Annotated in this window: 19 protein-coding genes; 9 read left to right on the forward strand and 10 right to left on the reverse strand. The window is 65.2% G+C overall.

Annotated features, from left to right (window positions below):
* Positions 1-31: 31 nt before the first annotated feature.
* The 3 genes from J7I12_RS00755 to J7I12_RS00765 are packed head-to-tail and all read right to left on the reverse strand — an operon-like array spanning position 32 to position 1,682.
* Positions 32-643: a FlgO family outer membrane protein gene (locus tag J7I12_RS00755; protein ID WP_118229243.1), complete on the reverse strand. Its 612-nt coding sequence runs from the start codon at positions 641-643 to the stop codon at positions 32-34.
* Positions 644-652: 9 nt separating this feature from the next.
* On the reverse strand, positions 653-988 hold the full coding sequence (locus tag J7I12_RS00760; protein ID WP_288908537.1) for a hypothetical protein: 336 nt from the start codon (positions 986-988) through the stop codon (positions 653-655).
* Positions 989-998: 10 nt separating this feature from the next.
* Entirely contained in the window at positions 999-1,682 is a 684-nt protein-coding gene (locus J7I12_RS00765; RefSeq protein ID WP_118229241.1) for a FlgO family outer membrane protein, read from the reverse strand.
* A gap of 193 nt (positions 1,683-1,875) precedes the next feature.
* Here J7I12_RS00765 and ispG point away from each other — a divergent pair, with 193 nt between their 5' ends.
* The 8 genes from ispG (at position 1,876) to J7I12_RS00805 (ending at position 11,338) form a co-directional block, all read left to right on the forward strand.
* Positions 1,876-2,949: a flavodoxin-dependent (E)-4-hydroxy-3-methylbut-2-enyl-diphosphate synthase gene (ispG, locus tag J7I12_RS00770; RefSeq protein ID WP_118229240.1), complete on the forward strand. Its 1,074-nt coding sequence runs from the start codon at positions 1,876-1,878 to the stop codon at positions 2,947-2,949.
* Positions 2,949-4,676, forward strand: coding sequence for a proline--tRNA ligase (locus J7I12_RS00775; protein WP_118229239.1), 1,728 nt, complete (start codon positions 2,949-2,951; stop codon positions 4,674-4,676). The genes ispG and J7I12_RS00775 overlap by 1 nt, the downstream gene beginning before the upstream one ends.
* Positions 4,677-4,907: 231 nt before the next feature.
* A complete protein-coding gene (gene xseA / locus J7I12_RS00780; protein WP_302548908.1) occupies positions 4,908-6,371 on the forward strand; it encodes an exodeoxyribonuclease VII large subunit in 1,464 nt (487 codons plus the stop codon).
* 150 nt (positions 6,372-6,521) lie between these two features.
* On the forward strand, positions 6,522-6,794 hold the full coding sequence (gene xseB, locus J7I12_RS00785) for an exodeoxyribonuclease VII small subunit (protein ID WP_118229237.1): 273 nt from the start codon (positions 6,522-6,524) through the stop codon (positions 6,792-6,794).
* Entirely contained in the window at positions 6,794-7,687 is an 894-nt protein-coding gene (locus J7I12_RS00790) for a polyprenyl synthetase family protein (RefSeq protein WP_118229276.1), read from the forward strand. The genes xseB and J7I12_RS00790 overlap by 1 nt, the downstream gene beginning before the upstream one ends.
* 1 nt (position 7,688) lies before the next feature.
* A complete protein-coding gene (dxs, locus tag J7I12_RS00795) occupies positions 7,689-9,602 on the forward strand; it encodes a 1-deoxy-D-xylulose-5-phosphate synthase (protein WP_302148816.1) in 1,914 nt (637 codons plus the stop codon).
* Between the two features lie 332 nt (positions 9,603-9,934).
* Positions 9,935-10,114, forward strand: a complete 180-nt coding sequence (locus tag J7I12_RS00800) for a hypothetical protein (protein WP_498793854.1) — start codon at positions 9,935-9,937, stop codon at positions 10,112-10,114.
* A complete protein-coding gene (locus J7I12_RS00805; RefSeq protein ID WP_498793855.1) occupies positions 10,115-11,338 on the forward strand; it encodes a TolC family protein in 1,224 nt (407 codons plus the stop codon).
* A gap of 164 nt (positions 11,339-11,502) precedes the next feature.
* Here the strand turns inward: J7I12_RS00805 and J7I12_RS00810 are convergent, their stop codons facing one another.
* Together J7I12_RS00810 and epsC are read right to left on the reverse strand one after the other, a co-directional pair.
* Positions 11,503-11,730, reverse strand: coding sequence for a hypothetical protein (locus J7I12_RS00810; protein WP_118229235.1), 228 nt, complete (start codon positions 11,728-11,730; stop codon positions 11,503-11,505).
* A complete protein-coding gene (gene epsC, locus J7I12_RS00815; protein ID WP_302148818.1) occupies positions 11,723-12,634 on the reverse strand; it encodes a serine O-acetyltransferase EpsC in 912 nt (303 codons plus the stop codon). The genes J7I12_RS00810 and epsC overlap by 8 nt, the downstream gene beginning before the upstream one ends.
* Before the next feature lie 232 nt (positions 12,635-12,866).
* On the opposite strand from epsC, the gene J7I12_RS00820 reads away from it, so the two are divergent.
* A complete protein-coding gene (locus J7I12_RS00820) occupies positions 12,867-13,796 on the forward strand; it encodes a phosphoglycerate dehydrogenase (protein ID WP_118229233.1) in 930 nt (309 codons plus the stop codon).
* Between the two features lie 228 nt (positions 13,797-14,024).
* Here the strand turns inward: J7I12_RS00820 and J7I12_RS00825 are convergent, their stop codons facing one another.
* The 5 genes from J7I12_RS00825 to J7I12_RS00845 form a co-directional block, all read right to left on the reverse strand.
* The gene (locus J7I12_RS00825; protein WP_118229232.1) at positions 14,025-14,549 is read right to left on the reverse strand and encodes a serine/threonine protein phosphatase; all 525 of its coding nucleotides are present in this window, start codon (positions 14,547-14,549) and stop codon (positions 14,025-14,027) included.
* A complete protein-coding gene (glpX, locus tag J7I12_RS00830; RefSeq protein ID WP_118229231.1) occupies positions 14,550-15,533 on the reverse strand; it encodes a class II fructose-bisphosphatase in 984 nt (327 codons plus the stop codon). It abuts the gene before it with no gap.
* 115 nt (positions 15,534-15,648) lie between these two features.
* Positions 15,649-17,343 carry an NAD(+) synthase gene (gene nadE, locus J7I12_RS00835; protein ID WP_118229230.1) on the reverse strand — a complete coding sequence of 565 codons (1,695 nt, stop codon included), beginning with the start codon at positions 17,341-17,343 and terminating at the stop codon, positions 15,649-15,651.
* 18 nt (positions 17,344-17,361) lie between these two features.
* Complete coding sequence (locus J7I12_RS00840) at positions 17,362-19,236, reverse strand: UbiD family decarboxylase (protein ID WP_302148908.1); 1,875 nt, start codon at positions 19,234-19,236, stop codon at positions 17,362-17,364.
* Complete coding sequence (locus J7I12_RS00845; protein ID WP_302413194.1) at positions 19,236-19,748, reverse strand: NUDIX domain-containing protein; 513 nt, start codon at positions 19,746-19,748, stop codon at positions 19,236-19,238. The genes J7I12_RS00840 and J7I12_RS00845 overlap by 1 nt, the downstream gene beginning before the upstream one ends.
* Positions 19,749-19,753 lie beyond the last annotated feature (5 nt).

A 19,753-nucleotide genomic window follows, 5' to 3' on the forward strand; every position in this document is an offset into this window, starting at 1 on the left:
CCTGTTTTTCGCCTTCTGTGCGGACAGGCGTCTACTGCAGCCTGGTGCGCACAGTGGGGGTGAGGCCGTCCCCTGCGCCGGGGCCCCGGTCGCGCAGCAGGTTGCGCATGTCGTCGGTAATGGGCACGGTGGCCGTGCCCATGGCCAGCACTTCGCCGCTGGTAGTATGGATAAGACGCAGGCTGAAGCGCACCTGCTCACGGCTGACCACATAGGTGCCGGCCAGCACCGCCTGACCCGTGCCGCTGGCGGCGGCCAGCTTGCGCACATCGCGGGTGAGGTAGAACTCGCCGCGCTGTTTGTCAAAGCGAATGACGCTGCCCCGGCGGATTTCCTGAAAGCGGTACCCCGCGTTGACGAGCCAGCGCGCCACTTCTTCGGTCATCTGCCGGGCCAATGGCGAGGATTCTTCCAGATTGTTGATATTGGCGGGCGTGGTGCCCAAGATCATGATGCGGGCGCGGGCCAAGGATTTGCGTTCCTTACTGGTCATGCCGGGGTCGTCCCCGGCGTAGCGCATCATGAGTTGCTCGTCCATCTGCTTGGCGATGCTGTCCGCCGCGCGGGGCACGGTTCCGGCGGCCGCAGTAAGCGGAAAGAGCAGGGCCGCCAGCATGAGCAGGGTAATAATCCAACGGTACATGACACGACCTCAGCGCATGGTGCGCAGCAAAAGATCCACGCCTTCCAGTTCGCGGCGGATGATCTGCGCCGTGGCGTCGTCGGCGCAGATGGAAAGAGCCTGCAAATAACGCTGCCGGGCCAGCTCATAGCGGCCGTCGACGCGAAATTCGCGGGCCTCCTGCAGGTATTGCAGGCTGTATTTGTTGGCTTTTGCCAAATAGTCGGCATGGTCTTTGGCGGCCTGGCGGGCCGCCGCGTTTTGTTCGCTCTGTTCCCCATAGGCAGAGAGACTGTCTGCCCGCGCCGGGGACGCGACGGCAAACAGTACGGCAAGGCAGCAAAGAACCGGCAGTGTTCGCAGCATGGTTTTTCCCTCATCGCCCCTGTCGGATGGGCACCACGCCGCTGCTCACGGACTGCATGGGCGTGTACAGGCTTGCGGGTCTGCGCGGCGCGGCGGCCTGCGCCACGCTTACGGGCCTGACTCTGGGGGCGTCGGGCTGGCTCAGACGGGCCACAATGGCCGTGTTGACCAGCACAAGCTGGCCCGTGCGCAGCACCAGGCCATCGCTGGCCCGCACCAGACGGGCGTTCACAAAGGTGGCGTCTTTGTCCACATGGTAGGTGCCCACCACCAGGGCGGCCCACTTCTGCCCCACAGTGCTGACCATCTGGTCCGCAGCCAGGGCAAGGTCTTCTCGCCCGCCCTGTACGGATATGGCCCCGTTCAGGCGGTATTCCCGCGCGGGAAAGCCGCGCTGGTTAAATTCGTAGAACAGCGATTCCGCCAGCAGACGCCCCAAGGCGGAACTGCGCGCGGTGTTGTTCTGGTCCACAAAGGCCGTGGGCATGGCCACCACGCCCTGCAGGGCGTCATTGGGCATGGTGGCGAGCATCTGATCTGCCAGTTCGCGGGCTTTGAGCTTGATCTCCACAGCATCCGTATAGCCGGGGTCCAGCGCGGAAGGCCCGTGCCTGCCGCAGGCAGGCAGCAGAAGCAGCAGAGCGCAGCAGAGGCAACAGCGGCAGAGGCAACAGCGGAGGAAGGGATGCGTCATATTCACCTCAAAAGGGTTCTTTTCCTCTTATCGGCGGCGCGGCCGAAAACTTGAGCGGGGGAAAAATCCGCCTGCTTGTGGGGCCGTGCCCTGAACCTTGCAAGACGTGTTCCAGGTGCGGACTTGGCTTGCGGGGCGAAATGGCATAAAGTATACGTTTGCAAAAAGCGCCCCGACGGGCGCAGGGGGAAGCATGGGCAGACGTAAGACCCGCGCCCTTCGCTTGGGCGGGCTGACCATCGGAGGGGACGCCCCCGTGATGGTGCAGAGCATGACCAATACCGACACCAGGGACGCGGCGGCCACCCTGGCGCAGATCGCCCGTCTGGCCGCGCGCGGCTGCGAGGCCGTGCGACTGGCCGTGCCGGACATGGCCGCCGTGGCGGCCTTGCCCGCCATCCGCGCGGGCACGCCCCTGCCGCTTATTGCGGATATCCATTTTGACTATCGGCTGGCTGTGGCCGCGCTGGAGGCCGGGCTGGAAGGCCTGCGCATTAATCCCGGCAACATCGGCCCCAGGGAACACGTGGACCGTGTGGTGGACGCGGCCAAGGCCCACGGCGCGGTCATCCGGGTGGGGGTCAATTCCGGCTCGGTAGAAAAAGGCCTGCTGCAAAAATACGGCGGCCCCCGGCCGCAGGCCCTGGTGGAAAGCGCCCTCAGCCATGTGCGCATGCTGGAGGCGCGCGGCTTTTATGATACCAAGATTTCCCTCAAGTCCTCTTCGGTGCTGGATACCATAGCCGCTTACCGTCTGCTGGCCCAGGCCTGCGATTACCCGCTGCATATCGGCGTCACCGAGGCCGGGGGGCTCATGCGCGGTACGGTCAAGTCCGCTGTGGGGCTGGGCATTCTGCTGCACGAAGGCATAGGCGACACCCTGCGCGTTTCGCTCACCGCCGACCCGGTGGAGGAGGTGGGCGTGGCTTGGGAGATTCTGCGCGCCCTGGGTCTGCGCTCCCGCGGGCCGGAAATCATTTCCTGTCCCACCTGCGGGCGCACGGAAATTGACCTTTTTGCCCTGGCCCACGCCGTGGAAGACCGTCTGGCCACGTCCACAGCGGACATCAAGGTGGCGGTCATGGGCTGCGTGGTCAACGGACCGGGCGAAGCCCGCGAAGCGGACTTGGGCTTGGCCGGCGGACGGGACAAGGGCGTCATTTTTCGCAAGGGCGAGGTCATCCGCTCGGTCAAGGGGCAGGAAGCCCTGCTGGCGGCTTTTATGGAAGAACTGCAATCACTGCTCAACGAAAAGGAATCACACTAATGCGCTTCAGTGCCTGCTACATCCCCACCCTCAAGGAAAGCCCGGCCGATGCGGAGGTGGTCAGCCACAAGCTGCTGCTGCGCGCGGGTATGGTGCGGCGGCTCACTTCGGGCCTGTATACCTATCTGCCCCTGGGCCTGCGCGTCATGGAAAAAATTTCGCGTATTGTGCGCGAGGAAGTCAACGCTGCGGACTACCAGGAGCTGCTTATGCCCATGGTCCAGCCCGCCGACCTCTGGAAGGAAACGGGCCGCTGGGAGCACTACGGCAAGGAACTTTTGCGCTTTAAGGACCGCAACAACCGCGACTACTGCCTGGGCCCCACCCATGAGGAAGTGATCACGGACCTGGTGCGCGGCGAAGTGCGCTCCTACCGGCAGCTGCCCGTGCGTCTGTATCAGATCCAGACCAAGTTTCGTGATGAAATCCGCCCCCGCTTCGGTCTCATGCGCGGGCGCGAGTTCATCATGAAGGACGGCTATTCTTTTGACGCCACAGACGCGGGCGCGGAGGCAAGCTACCGGGCCATGCACGGGGCCTACACCCGCCTGTTCCAACGCCTGGGTCTGCGCTTTCGCGCGGTGGAGGCCGATTCCGGCTCCATTGGCGGCAATTTTTCGCACGAGTTTATGGTCCTGGCGGATACGGGCGAAGACACCATTGCCTTCTGCCATGACTGCGATTATGCCGCCAATGTGGAGCGGGCCGAGGTGCTCTGGAAGGGCGCGCCCGCAACGGCCGTCTGCCCCCCGGCGGAGCAGGTGCCCACCCCCGGCGCGCACAGTGCCGAGGACGTGGCCGCCCTGCTGGGCGTGCCCGCCGCGCAGGTGGTCAAGACCATGCTCTTCAAGGCCGATGGGCAGACCGTGGCCGTGCTGGTGCGTGGCGACCGACAGGTCAACGACATCAAACTTAAAAATCTGCTCAAGGCGCAGGACGTAGCCTTGGCCGACGCTGCCGCAGTGGAGGCCGCCAGCCGTGCGCCCCTGGGCTTTGCCGGGCCCGTGGGCCTGAATGTGCCTGTCTATGCTGACAACGAGCTGCAAGGCGGCACGGATTATGTGACCGGAGCCAACACTGGCGACGCGCACCTGCGTCATGTGGACCTGAACCGCGACGCCACGGTCACGGCCTGGGCCGACCTGCGCGCCATCACCGGGGCGGACCCCTGCCCCCGTTGCGGCGGCCGCCTGGAGCTGACCAAGGGCATTGAAGTGGGCCACATTTTTATGCTGGGCTACAAGTACAGCGAACCCATGCACGCGGTTTTTCTTGACGAAAACGGCAAGGAAAAAGTCATGATCATGGGCTGCTACGGCATCGGCATTTCCCGCGTGGCCGCCGCGGCCATTGAGCAGAACCATGACGAGCACGGCATTGTCTTCCCGCCGGCCATCAGCCCCTTTGACTGCATGCTGCTCAACCTGGATCCGCGCGACGCGGCCGTGAGCGCCAAGGTTGAAGAAGTCTACGCCATGCTGGGCGATATGGGGGTGGACGTGCTGCTGGACGACCGGGAAGAACGCCCCGGAGTCAAGTTTAAGGACGCAGATTTGCTGGGTTTTCCGCTGCAGTTGGTGGTGGGCGGCAAGGGCCTGGCGCGTGGCGTGCTGGAATGCAAGGACCGCCGCACAGGGCAGAAGGGCGAACTGCCTCTGGAAGGCCTGGCTGCAGCCTTCCGGGCCTGGGCCGATGAGGTCCGCGCCGGCTGGAAGGCCCTGCTGTAATGTAACGTTTGGGGGCCTCCGTGCGGAGGCCCCCTTGCCCGGCGTTCTATCCCGCCGGCGCAACGGAACGCCGCACGTGTATTCCACGTATTCGCCCCCGGTCTGCGCAGATGCGGGCCAGCCCGGACCCGCCTGGGCCAGCCTGGACCTCATCGGGGCTGGACCTATCCGGACCCATGCGGCCAATCGGGAAGGCCTTGCCTTGCCACACTACTCTTCCACGGAGAGCCCATGTCCGACGTCATTCTGAGCGTGCGCGAGCTGACGGAAGAGCTGCGCAGGAGCCTGGAGGGGCGCTTTCCTTTTGTCTGGGTGCGGGGCGAGGTGACCAACCTTACGCGGCCCGGTTCCGGACATGTCTATTTTAGCCTCAAAGATCAGGACGCGCAGCTGCAGTGCGTGTGGTTCCGGCAGCGGCAGGGGCGGGGCGGGCAGGCATTTGATCCGCTCACGGGCGAGGTTTTTGACGCACCCCGGCCTGCCCCCGTGGACCTTTTGCGCAACGGGCTGGACGTGCTCTGCGCCGGGCGCATCAGCGTGTACGCGCCGCGCGGGCAGTATCAGCTTGCGGTGGAGCTGGCCCAGCCCGCCGGAGAAGGGCTTCTGGCCCAGGCTTTTGAGGAGCGCAAGCGCAAGCTGGCGGCTTTGGGCTATTTTGCGGCGGAGCGCAAGCGCGGGCTGCCCTGGGATCCGCAGCGCGTGGCCCTGATCACCTCGCCCACGGGCGCGGCGGTGCACGATTTCTGGCAGTTGGCGGCCAACCGGGGCAGTGGGGCGCGGGTACGCCTGTTCCCGGCCCTGGTGCAGGGGGCGGAGGCCGCGCCTTCTCTGGTGCGCGCGCTGGAAGAAGCCAATGCGCAGGGCTGGGCGCAGGTCATTGTGCTTGTCCGCGGCGGCGGTTCGTTGGAAGATTTGTGGGCCTTCAATGAAGAGAGCGTGGCGGAGGCCGTATTCCACTCCCGGCTGCCGGTGCTGGCGGGCATTGGGCACGAGGTGGACGTGACCCTGGCGGACCTGACGGCGGACCTGCGCGCGTCCACGCCCTCCCACGCGGCGCAATTGCTCTGGCCCTTGCGTACTGAATTGGCGCAGCGGCTGGACCTGACGGCCGAAGGTCTGTCCACGACCTGGGGGCGGCAACTGCGCTGCCGGGAAGAAGCGCTGGCGCGTTGCGCGCAGGGCTTGCGCTGGTTTGCGCCTCAGCGACGGCAGGCCCGCCTGCAGGAGCGGCTGGCTGGGCTGGACGCGGGCCTGTGTCGGGCCGGGCAGCGCTGGCAGGAAGGAAAATTTTTGCGCCTGGCGCGGCTGGAACAGGGCCTGCGCACCGTTGGCCGGGTGGGGCGGTTGGACGGCCCTGCAGCGCGGCTGACGTTTCTGCAAGCGCGGCTGCGGGAAAGCCTGCCCCGTTTGCTGCAGGGATGGGGGCGGGAGCGTGCGCGGCTGACGGCGATGACTACCGGCCTCTGGCGTGAGCGCCTCACCGCTGCGGAACGTCGGCTGGAGCGGCTGGATCTGGAGCTTGGCGGCGTGGACCCACAGGCTCCGTTGCGCCGGGGCTACGCCTTGGTGCGCGGGCCGGACGGGGCTTTGCTGCGCTCTGTGGCGGGCGTGCAGCCGGGTGCGGCTGTGAGCGTGGGCCTGGCCGACGGCAGCCTGGAGGCCGAAGTGCGCCAGGTGCGGCGCGGAGGGGAGTAGGCCGCACGGCGCGTTTGTACAACCGCGGGCAACTGGTGTACAAATTTTTCAGACAGGAAAGCGCCCCTGGGGGTGATTCCCCCTGCTCCGTTCAGGGTACGCCTGAGGTGTACCCTGCGGAAAAAAGAAAAAACCTTCCGGCGGTGGTTCATGAGCGACGATCAGGAACAGAGTTTTGAAAAAAAGATGGCCCGACTGCAGGAGATAGTCACGGCTTTGGAGTCGGACGATCTGCCCTTGGAGCAAGGCATGGCTCTGTACCGTGAGGGCATGGCCTGTTCCCGGTTTTGCCGGGAGCGGCTGGAAAAGGCCCGGCACGAGCTGGAGCTGTGGCAGGACGGTCAGGCCGTGCCTTTTGGGGCCGCCGGCGGCACGGAAGGCGGCGGCGCTGCGGGAGCGGCTGACGCCGGGGAGAGCGAATGATGCTGACTGTGGAGAGCATGAAGGATGTGCTGCGTGCGCGTGCGCGTCTGGTGGAAAACTTTCTGGCGACCTGTCTGGATGACAGGGAGGTGCAGCCCCGGCTTAAGGAGGCCATGCGCTACAGTCTGCTGGCCGAGGGCAAGCGGCTCAGGCCCGTGCTCTGCCTGAGCACGGCAGCCCTTTGCGGGCTTGCGGCGGAACGTGTGTTGCCCTTTGCCGTCGCCATTGAGATGATCCACACCTACTCGCTCATCCACGACGATCTGCCGGGCATGGATGACGACGATCTGCGTCGGGGGCGGCCTTCCAACCACAAGGCTTTTGATGTGGCCACGGCCATTCTGGCCGGGGACGGCTTGCTCACCGACGCCTTTCTGCTCATGGGCCGCGCGCCCTTGCCCGCGGAAAGAGTGCTGGCGGCTGTGCGCGAGATGGCCTTGTCGGCCGGGTCGTCCGGTATGGTGGGTGGTCAGGAGTGGGATATGGTCTATACAGGCGGGCCGCAGATCGGGCTGGAGCAGCTGCGTCAGGTGCACGCCCTCAAGACCGGGGCTTTGTTGCGCGGGGCCTGCGTGTGCGGCGCGCTGCTGGCCGGTGCGTCGGATGCGGTGCGGGAAGCCGTGGCGGCTTACGGCGCTGCCTTTGGCGTGGCCTTCCAGATTGCGGACGACATCCTGGACGAAACTTCGGATACGGCTACCTTGGGCAAACCCGTGGGCAGCGATGCGGCCCACGGCAAGATGACCTATCCGCGCCTGGTGGGGCTGGAAAAGAGCCGGGAGCTGGGCTGGCGGCAGGTGGAGAAGGCCCAGGCGGCTCTGCAGGGACTGGACGGGGCGGAAGCGGACTTTTTGCGTGCACTTGTCCACTATATGATGCAGAGGGCGGCCTGATATGGCTGACGAGCTGCATCTGGACGACATCGCTTCCCCGGCGCAGGTGTATGGCCTGGACGATACGGAGCTGACCCGCCTGGCTGGGGAGGTGCGGGAACGCATCATTGACGTGGTTTCGCACACAGGTGGGCACCTTGCGCCTTCTCTGGGCGTGGTGGAGCTGACCTTGGCCCTTCTGGCCACCTTTAATCTGGACGAGGATAAGCTGGTCTGGGACGTGGGGCATCAGGCCTACGCCCACAAGCTGTTGACGGGTCGGGCCAGACAATTCCACACTCTGCGCACCTTGGGGGGCATTTCCGGTTTTCCCCGGCCTTCGGAAAGTCCGTATGACCACTTTGGCGTGGGGCATTCTTCCACATCCATTTCCGCAGCCCTGGGCATGGCTTTGGCGCGGGATCTGGCCGGGCTCAGGCATCATGTGCTGGCGGTCATCGGCGACGGTTCGCTCACGGCGGGCGAGGCGCTGGAGGGGCTTAATCTGGCCGGGCACATGGGGCGGCGGCTCATTGTGGTGCTCAACGACAATGAAATGTCCATTTCGCCCAATGTGGGGGCGCTTTCGCTGTTTTTGAGCCGCACGCTCTCGCGCCGCTGGGTGCGCCAGACCCGCCGTGAAGTGCTCAAATTTTTGCGCTCCATCCCGCGCATCGGGCAGAAACTGGCCGTGTACGCACAGCGCGGGGAGTGGAGCTTCAAGTCTTTCTTCACGCCGGGCATGCTGTTTGAGGCCTTGCGCTTCACCTACATCGGCCCGGTGGACGGGCACGACATCACAGCTCTGCGCCGTCACCTGCAAATGGCCGCCGCCATTGAGGACGGCCCGGTGCTGCTGCACGTGCGCACCCAAAAAGGCAAGGGCTATGCCCCGGCGGAGCAGAACCCCACCCTCTACCACGGCGTGGGCCTGTTTACGCCGGAGACGGGCAAACCCTTGCCCAGCAAGGGCACGGTGCCTTCGTTTACCACCGTGTTCGGCAAAACCCTGGTGGATCTGGCCGAACGCGACGACAAAATCATCGCCATTACGGCGGCCATGCCCGAAGGCACGGGCACGGACAGCTTTCGGGAGCGCTTCCCCGATCGTTTCGTGGACGTGGGCATCTGTGAGCAGCACGCCGTCACCTTCGCCGCCGGCCTGGCCAGTCAGGGCTTCAAGCCTGTGCTGGCCGTCTACTCTACTTTTTTGCAGCGCGGCTACGACCAGGTGGTGCACGACGTCTGCATCCAGGATCTGCCCGTCACCTTCTGTCTGGACCGCGCCGGGCTGGTAGGCGAGGACGGCGCTACCCACCACGGGGCTTTTGACATAGCCTACCTGCGGCATATTCCCAATATGCGCCTGTTGGCCCCGCGCGATGAGGATATGCTACGTCACGCCCTGCGCACCGCCCTGGACCTGGGCGGTCCCTGCGCGCTGCGTTACCCGCGCGGCGCGGGCTATGGGGTTGCACTGGCGGGCGAACCACGTCTGCTCACCCCCGGCCGGGGCGAGGTGCTGCAGGAGGGGGAGGGCCTGGCCGTCATTGCGGCGGGCAGCCGCGCGCACCCCGCTTTGGAGGCTGCCGCCAGGGTGGAGCAGGCTTGCGGGGTGCGGCCGCTGGTCTTTGACCCCGTGTGGCTCAAGCCCCTGCCGGAAGAGCAGCTGACCAGGATCGCTCAGGAATTCGACCGTATTTTGCTGGTGGAAGAGGGCGTGCTGGCCGGAGGGTTCAGTTCTGCCGTGCTGGAGTTCTGGAACGACGCCCGGCTGCTGCGCGGGCAGCGCATCAAGCGCGTGGGCTTGCCGGATGCCTTTGTGGAACACGGCAACCAACTGCGCCTGCGAGAAATGACCGGCCTGTGCAGCGGCAATCTGGCGGCGGACATGTTGGAGCTGCTGCAGGGCCGGGGGCCAGCGCAGGGGGCATAGCGCCGTTTGCGGCGGCCTTCGCTGTCCGCAGGCGTTTGTGCCTGTACTGTAAATATATAATATAATATATAAGATATTACTGCGTGCAGAGCCTGTACGGAGAGGCTTTTTCTAGAAAAATTAGTCCTGACAGTTTGTTAGTTCTTCTTTTTTGTGTCTGACAGACAATTCTCCATAAAAGAAATTGCCTTTTATGCGAAGAATGATTATCATCTAAAAGATATGCGTGTCGTTCCCTGATGAATATTGGCGGAATGTGGGCCTCATGCCGGCACGCGGCCCAAGGCGGGAAGGCGCTGTGCGGTACGCTTCCCCTGTCAGGAGTCTGAACCGTGAAACACCTGTTTGTTTTTTTTCTTGGCTTGATGTTTTTATTCCCTGCTGGTGCCCGTGGCGCCGAGTCCGCATATCCGCCGCCGCCCCCTGCGGGACAACCTTTTAGTGTTACAGATACCGTCTATGGCGTGTTGCGTACGCACCGAAACCTGCGCGGCATGCAGGAAAACCGGTAGGTGCTGGAGCATGAGCTGGATCGCGCCAAGGCGGGCTTCGGCCCCCGGGTTGACGTGACCGGCCGTGCCGGCAGCAGCGTGCTGAGCGACTCCACCACCCGCAGCGAAGATCTTGATTCGCAAATGTGGGGCCTGGTGGACGTAAGCGCGCAGCTGGTGCAGCCCATCTGGGACGGTTTTGCCACCCGTTCGCGCGTGCGTTCTGCCCGTGCTACGCTGGAATCGGTCAAACACCGTGTTTTCGACACAGCCACGTCCCTTTCGCTGGACGGCATCATCGCCCACATCGACCTTTTGCGCCGCCGCAACATCCTGGCGCTCTCCGAGCGCAATGTGGCCCGGCACAAGACCTTGGTGGGTCAGGCCCAGGACCGCGCCAGTCTGGGGGCGGATACCGCGGCCGACGTGACCCAGGCCCAGTCCCGTCTGCAACGGGCCCTCTCCAACCTTTCCGAGGCTAAGGCCGCCCTGCTGGTGGCAGAGGAAACCTATACACGGCTTACGGGGCTGCCGGCCATGGGCAGGCTGCAGCCTGTGTCCTTGCCGCCGGAGCTCTATTCCGGCCCCAAGGACGCCATTGCCCAGGCCGAGCAGAACAACCCCAAACTGGCCGCCTACCTGCAGGATATTCGCGCAGCGCGCGGTGAGCGTGAGCTGGCCGATGCGGCCATGTACCCCACGCTCAACCTGGAGGCCGGCCCCAACTACACGGACCGGGGCGGCGCTTCCGACCGCTGGGTCTACAGTTTTGACGTAATGGGCGTGGTGCGCTGGAACATCTTCAACAGCGGGGCGGACATGGCTGAACGCAGCGCCGCCGTGGCCCGCGTGCGCCAGACCCGCCAGACCATGTACAACTTTATGGACGAACTTAAGCTGGACATGGAAAGCACCTGGACCAACTACCAGGCTGCGCAGGAACAGTTCAAACATTATTCCAAGGCGATAGAATACAACCAGTACACGCGCACGGCCTATGCAGAGCAGTTTCAGATCGGCCGGCGCAGCATCCTGGACGTGCTGGACGCCGAAAGCGAACTTTACAACTCCGCAACCCAGGCCGAAACCGCCCACGGCAATATTCTGGTGGGCGCTTACCGCATGTGCGCGCTCACCGGCAAGCTCTTGCCGCAGCTTTCCATCAACACGGCGCCGTTGACAAAAACTCCCCCCAAGGACAAGGACGACCCGCGCGAGGAATTTGCCCCCGGCTGGTTTAACTGATTTTTCTGTTCACAAAAATCCAACGCCCGACACGGATTGAACCATGTCGGGCGTTGGATTTTTGCTTCGCAAATGGTTTCTGTGGGTTTGCCGTTGCGGGATATTTTGATTCTGAGTGTGTATTTCAAGGGCGTCTGATTACGCCTTTGCCGCACGGAATTGCCTTAACGGCTGCCCACGCCAATGCTGGTCACGCTCTGGCCTTTGGCCTGCACCCGCGCGTTCTGGCCGCAGCCCGCGAGCGCCAGGGTCGCCGCCAGCAGCAGAACCAGACCACCGCCGCACAGGCCCGCGCCGATCCTGCCGTTGGGGCGGGCCCCTGTGCGGTTCCGCCAGCCGGAGGGCCGGGCCTTACACCCGCCGCTTTGCCATTGGGCACGGCCTTCAGTCACGGGGGGGGTCCTGGGTTACCCGTCCGCCTGCAGGCACGTCCTGGGTCACCCAGACGTTGCCGCCGATGACTGCGCCAGCGCCTATGGTCACCCGGCCCAGAATGGTGGCCCCGGCGTAAACAGTGACGTTGTCCTGCAAAATGGGATGGCGGGGAATGCCCTTGGTCAATGTGCCGTCGGCATTTTTGGGGAAGGACAAGGCCCCCAGGGTCACGCCCTGGTACAGGCGGCAGTTATGCCCGATGACGGCGGTTTCGCCGATAACCACGCCGGTGCCGTGGTCGATAAAAAATTCCTCGCCAACGGCTGCTCCGGGGTTGATGTCTATGCCCGTGCTGGCGTGGGCCATTTCCGAAATCATGCGCGGGATGAGCGGTACTTGGAGTTTGTACAGCTCATGGGCGATGCGGTGATGGAACATGGCCCGCAGCGAAGGGTAGCAGAAGATGGTTTCGCCGGGGCTGGTGGCGGCGGGGTCGCCTTCGTAGGCGGCCTTGGCGTCGCCTGCCAGCAGGCGGCGAATCTCCGGCAGGCGGTCCATAAAAGTCAGAGCCGCGTCCCGGCCGTCGGTTTCGCAGGAGGTGCAAGGGGTGGTTTGCCCGGCGCAGCCAAAGCAAAATCCGCGCACCACCTGTTCACTTAATTGGCGGTAGATGCTGTCCAGGTTGGCGGCCAGGTGGTAGCGCATGGATTCGCGCTGTACGTTGGCCGGGCCGAAATAGCCGGGGAAGATGGCGGCGCGCAGACGCTCCAGAATTTCCGCCAGATCCTTGAGGGAAGGCATGGCTGCGCCTTGCGCCGGGCGGTGCCATACGGCGTCCAGGGAATCCGGGTGGCAGAGCCGTTCCACCAGACTGTCCAACAGGGGCATGGAGGTGGCGGTAATGGCGGTTTTTTCGTTCATAAGAAAAATCCTGTTTTTCTTTCTTTGTACACGGGCCGGGCCAGAGCCGCAAGGGCCCGGCTGTTGACAAAGCAGCGCCGCAGGATAAGCCTGAACCGGCGTGGGCGGCCTTTCATAAAAGGCTGGCGGCGCGTTGGCGTATCCGCTATTTTTGGCGCAACACAACAGGCGGTTGCTGCAGCGCGCGGCCGACGCCTGTCCCGGCGCGACCATTCCAGAAGGAGTATACCCTGTGAACGTTCTTGTGACCCCCCGGTCCTTCGGCAAAACCAATCCCGAACTTTTTGACCGCCTGCGTGATGCCGGGCTGACCGTGCTGCGCAACGACACGGGCGGCATTCTTTCTGCCGAACAGATGCGCGTCAGACTGGCCGACTGCCAGGGCGTCATTTTGGGCGTGGACCCGCTGGACGCTTCGGTGCTGACCGTCGCACCCCAGTTGCGCGCCGTGGCCAAGTACGGCGTGGGCCTGGATAATATTGATTTGGAATACTGCAAAACGCGCGGCATCGCCGTTTCGCGCACGGTGGGGGCCAACAGCGAAGCCGTGGCCGACTACGCCCTGACCCTCATGCTCATGGCGGCCCGGCGTGCGGCCCTCATTGACCGCCGTTGCCGCCGGAAGGACTGGAGCAAGATCACCAGCCTGGACCTCTACGGCAAGACCCTGGGCATTGTCGGTCTGGGGGCCGTGGGCCGCTGCGTGGTGCGCCGCGCCCGTGGTTTTGCCATGAAGATTCTGGCCCACGACATTGTCTGGGATGCGGCCTGGGCCGCCGAAAACGGCGTGGAGCGCGCGGACTTGGACCGCATTTGCCGTGAGGCGGACTGCATCACCCTGCACACAGCCCTTACCGACGCCACGCGCAACTGCATCAATGCCGCGCGCCTGGCGAGCATGAAACCCACGGCCATCCTGGTGAACACCGCGCGCGGCGGACTGGTGGACGAAGCGGCTCTGCTGGACGCCCTGCGGGAAAACCGCATCTATGGCGCGGGCCTGGACGTTTTTGCCCAGGAACCCCCGGCCGACCCTGCATGGTACGGGCTGGACAATCTTGTCATGGGTTCGCACTGCGCGGCTTCCACTGCCGGAGCAACCGCCGCCATGGGGCATATGGCGGTGGATAACCTGCTGCGGGATCTGGGCCTGACGGCATAGGGCTTTTTTGCCAGGGCATTGCAACGTTGCAATGCCCTGGCGGCTGCGTATGCAGCTGCCCGCTGCGGAGGTGCAGGCGCAGCTGCAGCCGTTGCGACGCGGGAGCTCAGCCCGTTACGACGAAAGGAAGTGCGAGCAAAGACAGCACCGCTGTGCCGCTACGCGGTTAAGCGCCGGAACGAGCGTGCCGCAGACTTTGAAAAGGCCTACTCTCAAAGGGAATCTGCTCTAGCGGCTGATGGGCGGCACGCTGCTGCCGGCCTTGAGAATACTGCCCAGATGTTTGCGTGCCAGGGCCAGTTCGTCATCGGTCACGTCGGGCATATCACGAGAGCGTGCGCCCATTTCGTTGCCTTCCTCCACAATGGCCAGAGCCGCGGCCATGCGCCCCATGACGCAGAAAAAGCGCACGGGATCCCAATTGCGCTGTTGCACCCAGGCGGCTGCCTGGGGGGAGTAAAGAAAATCCGCCTTGTTGTTGCGCAGGATAGGGTGGGCCTCTTCATTGCCGGCCCGCGCCCAGGCGCGGAACTGAGGCAGCACGTCCAGAAAACGCAGCAGTTCTTTTTCCGTTACCGGCGGCTGTTTTTCATAGACGGAAAGGGCGGCCTTCTGCGGTGCGCTTTTTTTGGCCGGTGCGGCGGCCTGAGCCTCCGGCACGGCGCTGCAGGGCGGCAGAGGCAGGCCGCAGAGCGCCAGCCAGACCCCTACCGCGATCCCCAATCCGGGGCGGAACAGAGCGTTATTATTCATTCAGTACCGCACCGCGCTGAATTTGGTGAGCCGGTCCAGGTTGTGGTAGGATTCCACATACCGCAGGGTACCGGTTTTGCCGCGCAGAACCAGCGAATGGGTCACGGCGTGGCGGGGGCTGTAGCGCACGCCGCGCAGAAAATCGCCGCCGGAAATGCCCGTGGCGGCAAAGAAACAGTCGTCGCTGCGGATCAGGTCGTGCACGGTGAGTACTTCACGCACGTCAATGCCGGCCTCGGTAATGGCCTCTTTTTCCACATAGGACTGAGGGTCGAGCCGGGCCAGCAACTGGCCGCCCATGCCCTTGATGGCGCAGGCAGAAAGCACGCCTTCGGGCGTACCGCCCGTGCCCATCATGATGTCCACTTCAGAGCGCGGGTCCACGGCCATAAGCGCCCCGGCCACATCACCGTCGGTTTGCAGCTGAATGCGCGCTCCGGCGGCGCGGATGTCGTTAATGAGCTTTTTGTGCCGGGGTTTGTCCAGCACAAAAACCACCAGATCCTGTACGCTCTTGTCCAGGGCTTTGGCCACGCGGTTGAGATTTTCTTTCACCGGGGCGTCCAGGTCCACCACGTCGCGGGCTTCGCGGGGCACCACCAGCTTCTGCATGTAATAGCTGGGGCCGGGGTTGAACATGCTGCCGTGCGGGGCCACGCCCACTACGGAAATGGCGTTGGGCCGTCCGTAGGCCAGCAGATTGGTGCCTTCCACGGGGTCCACGGCCACGTCCAGGCAGGGGCCAGTGCCTTTGCCCACCTTTTCGCCGTTAAAAAGCATGGGGGCGTGGTCTTTTTCGCCCTCGCCGATGATCACCAGGCCGTCAATGTTGAGGGTGGCAAAGCTCACCCGCATGGCATCCACGGCGGCGCCGTCGCCGGCTTCTTTGTCTCCCCTGCCGAGCCAGCGGGCCGATGCCAGGGCCGCCGCCTCGGTGATGCGTACAATGTCCAGGGCCAGATTTTTTTCCGGTGCTTCCGCCATGCTGTCCTCCAAGGCAACTGTCGTTACAAAACACTTAGCTCTTACCCCAGCGCGGGGCGGGCTTCAAGGGGAATCCTGCGCGCCCGCGCGGCAAGGTGGTTACAGTAGTAAGGCATCAGGCTTCGGGCAGGCGGTAACGGCCGGCCACGGGCGTCTGCCAGGCCGCGCCGAAGGGCACGCGGCTCAGGTGCAGGGCCAGGGGTTCCTGCCGCCGCTTGAACTCGGCGGCAAAGAGCTTGCGCCGCACTTCCAGGCGTTGGGGCGCAAGCCTTGCCGTGCCCGGCGCAGAAGGCAGCAGCAGGTCTTCCAGAATAGGGTCCAGCTCCTCATAGGGCAGGAGGCTGTCCGAATCTTTCTGGCCGGGGCGCAGTTCCGCTGAGGGGGCTTTGGTAAAGATGTCTTCGGGGATGATTTCCTGGCCCCGGTGGGCGTTGTACCAGCGGCCTACGGCATAGACCTGGGTTTTGGTCAGGTCGCCGATGACGGCCAGCGCGCCCACGGAATCGCCATAGAGGGTGCAGTAGCCCATAGCCCCCTCGCTTTTGTTGCCTGTATTGAGCACCAGGGCCTGGGCGCGGTTGGCCAGCGAAGTGATGAGCGTGCCCCGGATGCGGGCCTGGACATTTTCAAAGGTAACGTCGCCGGGCAGCTGGGGGAACAGGTCCAGACCAGGCTTGAGGGCCACGGCAAAGGCCTCCATGAGGGGGCCGATGGGCATGGTTACGGTGCGTATGCCCAGGTTGGCCGCCAGTGCGGCGGCATCCTTGACGCTGCCCTCGCTGCTGTGGGGGGAGGGCAAGAGCACACCCGTGACATTTTTTGCGCCCAGGGCCTCTACGGCCACACTGCAGACCAGGGCCGAATCCATGCCGCCGGAAATGGCCACAATGGCCTTTTCCAGCCCGCACTTGCGTACAAAGTCGCCGGTGCCCAGCACCAGAGCGCGCCAGCAGGCTTCTTCCTCGCAGGCGCAGAGGGGTTCGGGCGTTTTGCCGCCGTTCTGGTTGGACGCGGTGTCCACCACCAGCACGTCTTCGGCAAAGGCTTTGCCCCGCGCCAACAGTTGGCCTGTGGGGTCAAACCCCAGGCTTTGGCCGTTGTAAACCCGGCTGTCGTTGCCGCCCACCAGGTTGACGGAAAACAAGTGTACATGGTGCCGGGCCGCCACATGGGAGAGCATGTGTTCGCCCGCTTCCTGCGCGCCCACGCAGAAGGTTGAGGCCGCCATGTGAACGATGGCGTCCACACCCCGCTGCACCAGCTCCATCAGCGGATTGTGCCCACTGGCGTAGCGGGTTTTCCAGAAGGCGTTTTCTTCGCTGAGGGCGTCTTCGCAAAGCACCACGCCCAGCCGCCAGCCGCCCAGGGTCACGATGCCGCAGGAAATGCCCCGGTCGAAATAGCGGGCGTCCTCGTCCTGGTATTGCGCCGCGCCGGGGGCCTGCCCCTGGTTTTGCCCCTGGTTTTGGTAGACCTTGCGCGAAACCACCTGCCAGCCGCCCTTGTGCACCAGCACGGCCGCGTTGGACAAGAGACCGGAGGCGTACACGCTGGGCACGGGCGCGCCCACCAGCAGGGCCGGCCCCTGGGCCAGGGCTGCGGCCAGGCGGTCCAGAGCCCGCCGACAACCGCCCGCAAAATCTTCGGCGCAGAGGTAGTGCCCCGGAGCCACGCCGCAGAGGGCCAGTTCCGGCGTGACGCAGAGCTCGGCCCCGGCGGTGGCCGCCTGGCGGGCGGCTTCAAGGATGCGTTCCGTGTTGCCGGCCACGTCGCCGGTGACGCTGTTGCACTGTAAAAGAGCGATTTTCATGGCGCAGATTCCCCCATATTAAAGAAGGTTGTGCAAGGGGCCGCCGGGGGCGGCCAGGGCTTCCACCCTGCGGACAACGGCCGGATCCTCTTCCAGGGGGGGGGCGTGGAAGGGCTTTTGGCGGGCGTCCACCAGGAGGGGTGCTTCACAGGACCAGTGCTTGGCCTGTATGGCGGCTTTGACGCCATACACGTCTGTGGCCGGGTCTGAGCGGGTGAAGGTCACCCACAAAAAATTGTCCAGGTGGGCGGCGCAGAAGTCCGCGTCGTCCGCCACCACCAGCAGCGGAAAGGCCTCGCGCCCGGGCCAGGCCTCCAGCGCGCGCGTCAGGGCCTCCATGCACGGGTCCGGGCAGTTGCGTTCCAGCGTATGGCGCGGGCCGCCCAGCGCCAGCATGCCGGGCCCGGCCATACGCACGGGGCCGAAGCCCGCGGGCAGGGCGGGCAGGTCCGCCGCCGGGCCGCTCAGCTCCGTGCCCAGCCGCCGCCGGGCCGGACCGGCCGCCGCCCAGATGAGTTTGGAGCCCTCGTGCAGGTCCACGCCCGTGTAGTCCAAGGTGTCGCCTGTGCTGCGGGTGATGTAGTGCAGGTCGCGGGCAAAGTCTGTGCGCTCCAGCACATGACGCAAAAAAGCCGGCACGTCGTGGGCCGAAAGGCCGGGGGCGTCTTCGTGCGCGGCCAGGAGCACGTACTTGGCCAGGGCGGTCTGGGTGGTCCCCAGTAAGTGCAGAGCGGCGGTGAGCAGTTCGCGTGGGCGACGGATTGCTTCATACGGCGTATAGCGCTCACTGCCCAGGGCCAGCAAAAGGGGATGCACCCCGGCGGCGTCCACGGCGTGCACCTCGCGTACCCCGTGGAACACGCGCGGCACCAGCGGTCCGGTGAGCTCGTGGATAAAATCGCCGAAGACCGTATCCTCCTGCGGCGGGCGGCCCACGGCCGTGCAGGGCCAGACCGCGTCCTTGCGGTGGTATACGGCCTCTACCCGCAGTACGGGAAAGTCGTGGGTCAGGCTGTAGTAGCCCACATGGTCGCCGAAGGGCCCTTCAGGTTTGAGGTCGGGCAGGATGTGCCCGCTGAGGCAGAAATCCGCCTGGGCAAGCACGGGCAGGGGCAGGTCCGGCATGCGCGCAAGGGCGCAGCGTCGTCCGTCCAGCAGGCCGGCAAAGCGCAGCTCCGAAAGCCCTTCCGGCAGGGGCATGACCGCCGCCACGGTGAGGCCGGGGGGACCGCCCACATAGACGTGCACGGGCAGGGCGCGGCCTTGCGCCAGGGCGTGGGCATGGTGCACGCCCAAGCCCCGGTGGATCTGGTAGTGCAGGCCCACTTCGTCCGGCGCATAGGCATTGCCCGCCATCTGCACGCGGTACATGCCCAGGTTGGCGGCGTCGGGGCCGGGGCGGTCCGGGTCTTCGCTGTAGACCAGGGGCAGGGTGATGAAGGGGCCGCCATCGCCGGGCCAGGCCGTGATTTGTGGCAGGTCGCGCAGTGTGCAGCGGCATTCCAGCACGGGCGCGGCTTTGGCCCGCTGTGCGCCGGCCCGCTGCACGTGCGGCAAAAGGCGCGGCAGCCCCGGCAGGGCCGTAAGGAATTTCCATGGACGGCGGGCCACGGCGGCGGGGTCGGCGGCGGCCCGCAGCACGGCGCGCGCCGCAGGCAGGCTGTGGCGAAAAATGTGGTAGAGGCGTTCCCGCGTGCCGAACAGATTGGTGAGTACGGGAAAGGACGTGCCGTTCACGCGGGTAAAGAGCAGGGCCGGGGCCTTGGCCCGGAAGGCCCGGCGCTGAATGGCGGCCAGTTCCAGATAGGGGTCCACGGGCGCGTCCACGCGCACCAGCTGACCGTGGGCCTCCAGATCCGTGAGGCATTCCCGCAGATTGCGCCAGCCGGCCATCAGACCTCCCCGCCGGGCGCGGCGTTCAGAGGCACAGGGGGCTGCAGCCCGGCCAGGGTGCGTTTTCCGGCGAGCACCAGGCAAAAGTCCGTCAGGATATCCGCATGGTCAAAGGCCAGGGGCGTGGGCAGGGCCTCAAGAGGATAGAAGGCGGCCTGGGCCGCGTCGTCGCCGGCGCGGAGGGCTTCGGGGTGGAGGGGGCGGCCCGTAAAGACCACGCTGAGGGTGTGCTGTCGGGGGTCGCGATCGGGCCGGGAATAGACGCCCAGCAGGCCGGTAAGCTCCACCACAAGGCCGGTTTCTTCCTGCGCTTCGCGCAGGGCGGCGGCTTCGGCGGATTCGCCCTCTTCGATAAAGCCGCCTGGCAGGGCGTAGCCCAGGGGCGGATTGGCCCGGCGGATGACGACTACGCCGCGCTCCGGCGTGTAGATGATCACATCCGTGGTGGGCGTGGGGTTGCGGTAGGCGGCATAGGCTTTGCCGCAGTGCGGGCAGCGGACCTGGCGTTGCATGGGTA

It is taken from the genome of Desulfovibrio diazotrophicus (assembly GCF_902498985.2).
In the GTDB taxonomy this organism is placed as follows: domain Bacteria; phylum Desulfobacterota; class Desulfovibrionia; order Desulfovibrionales; family Desulfovibrionaceae; genus Desulfovibrio; species Desulfovibrio legallii.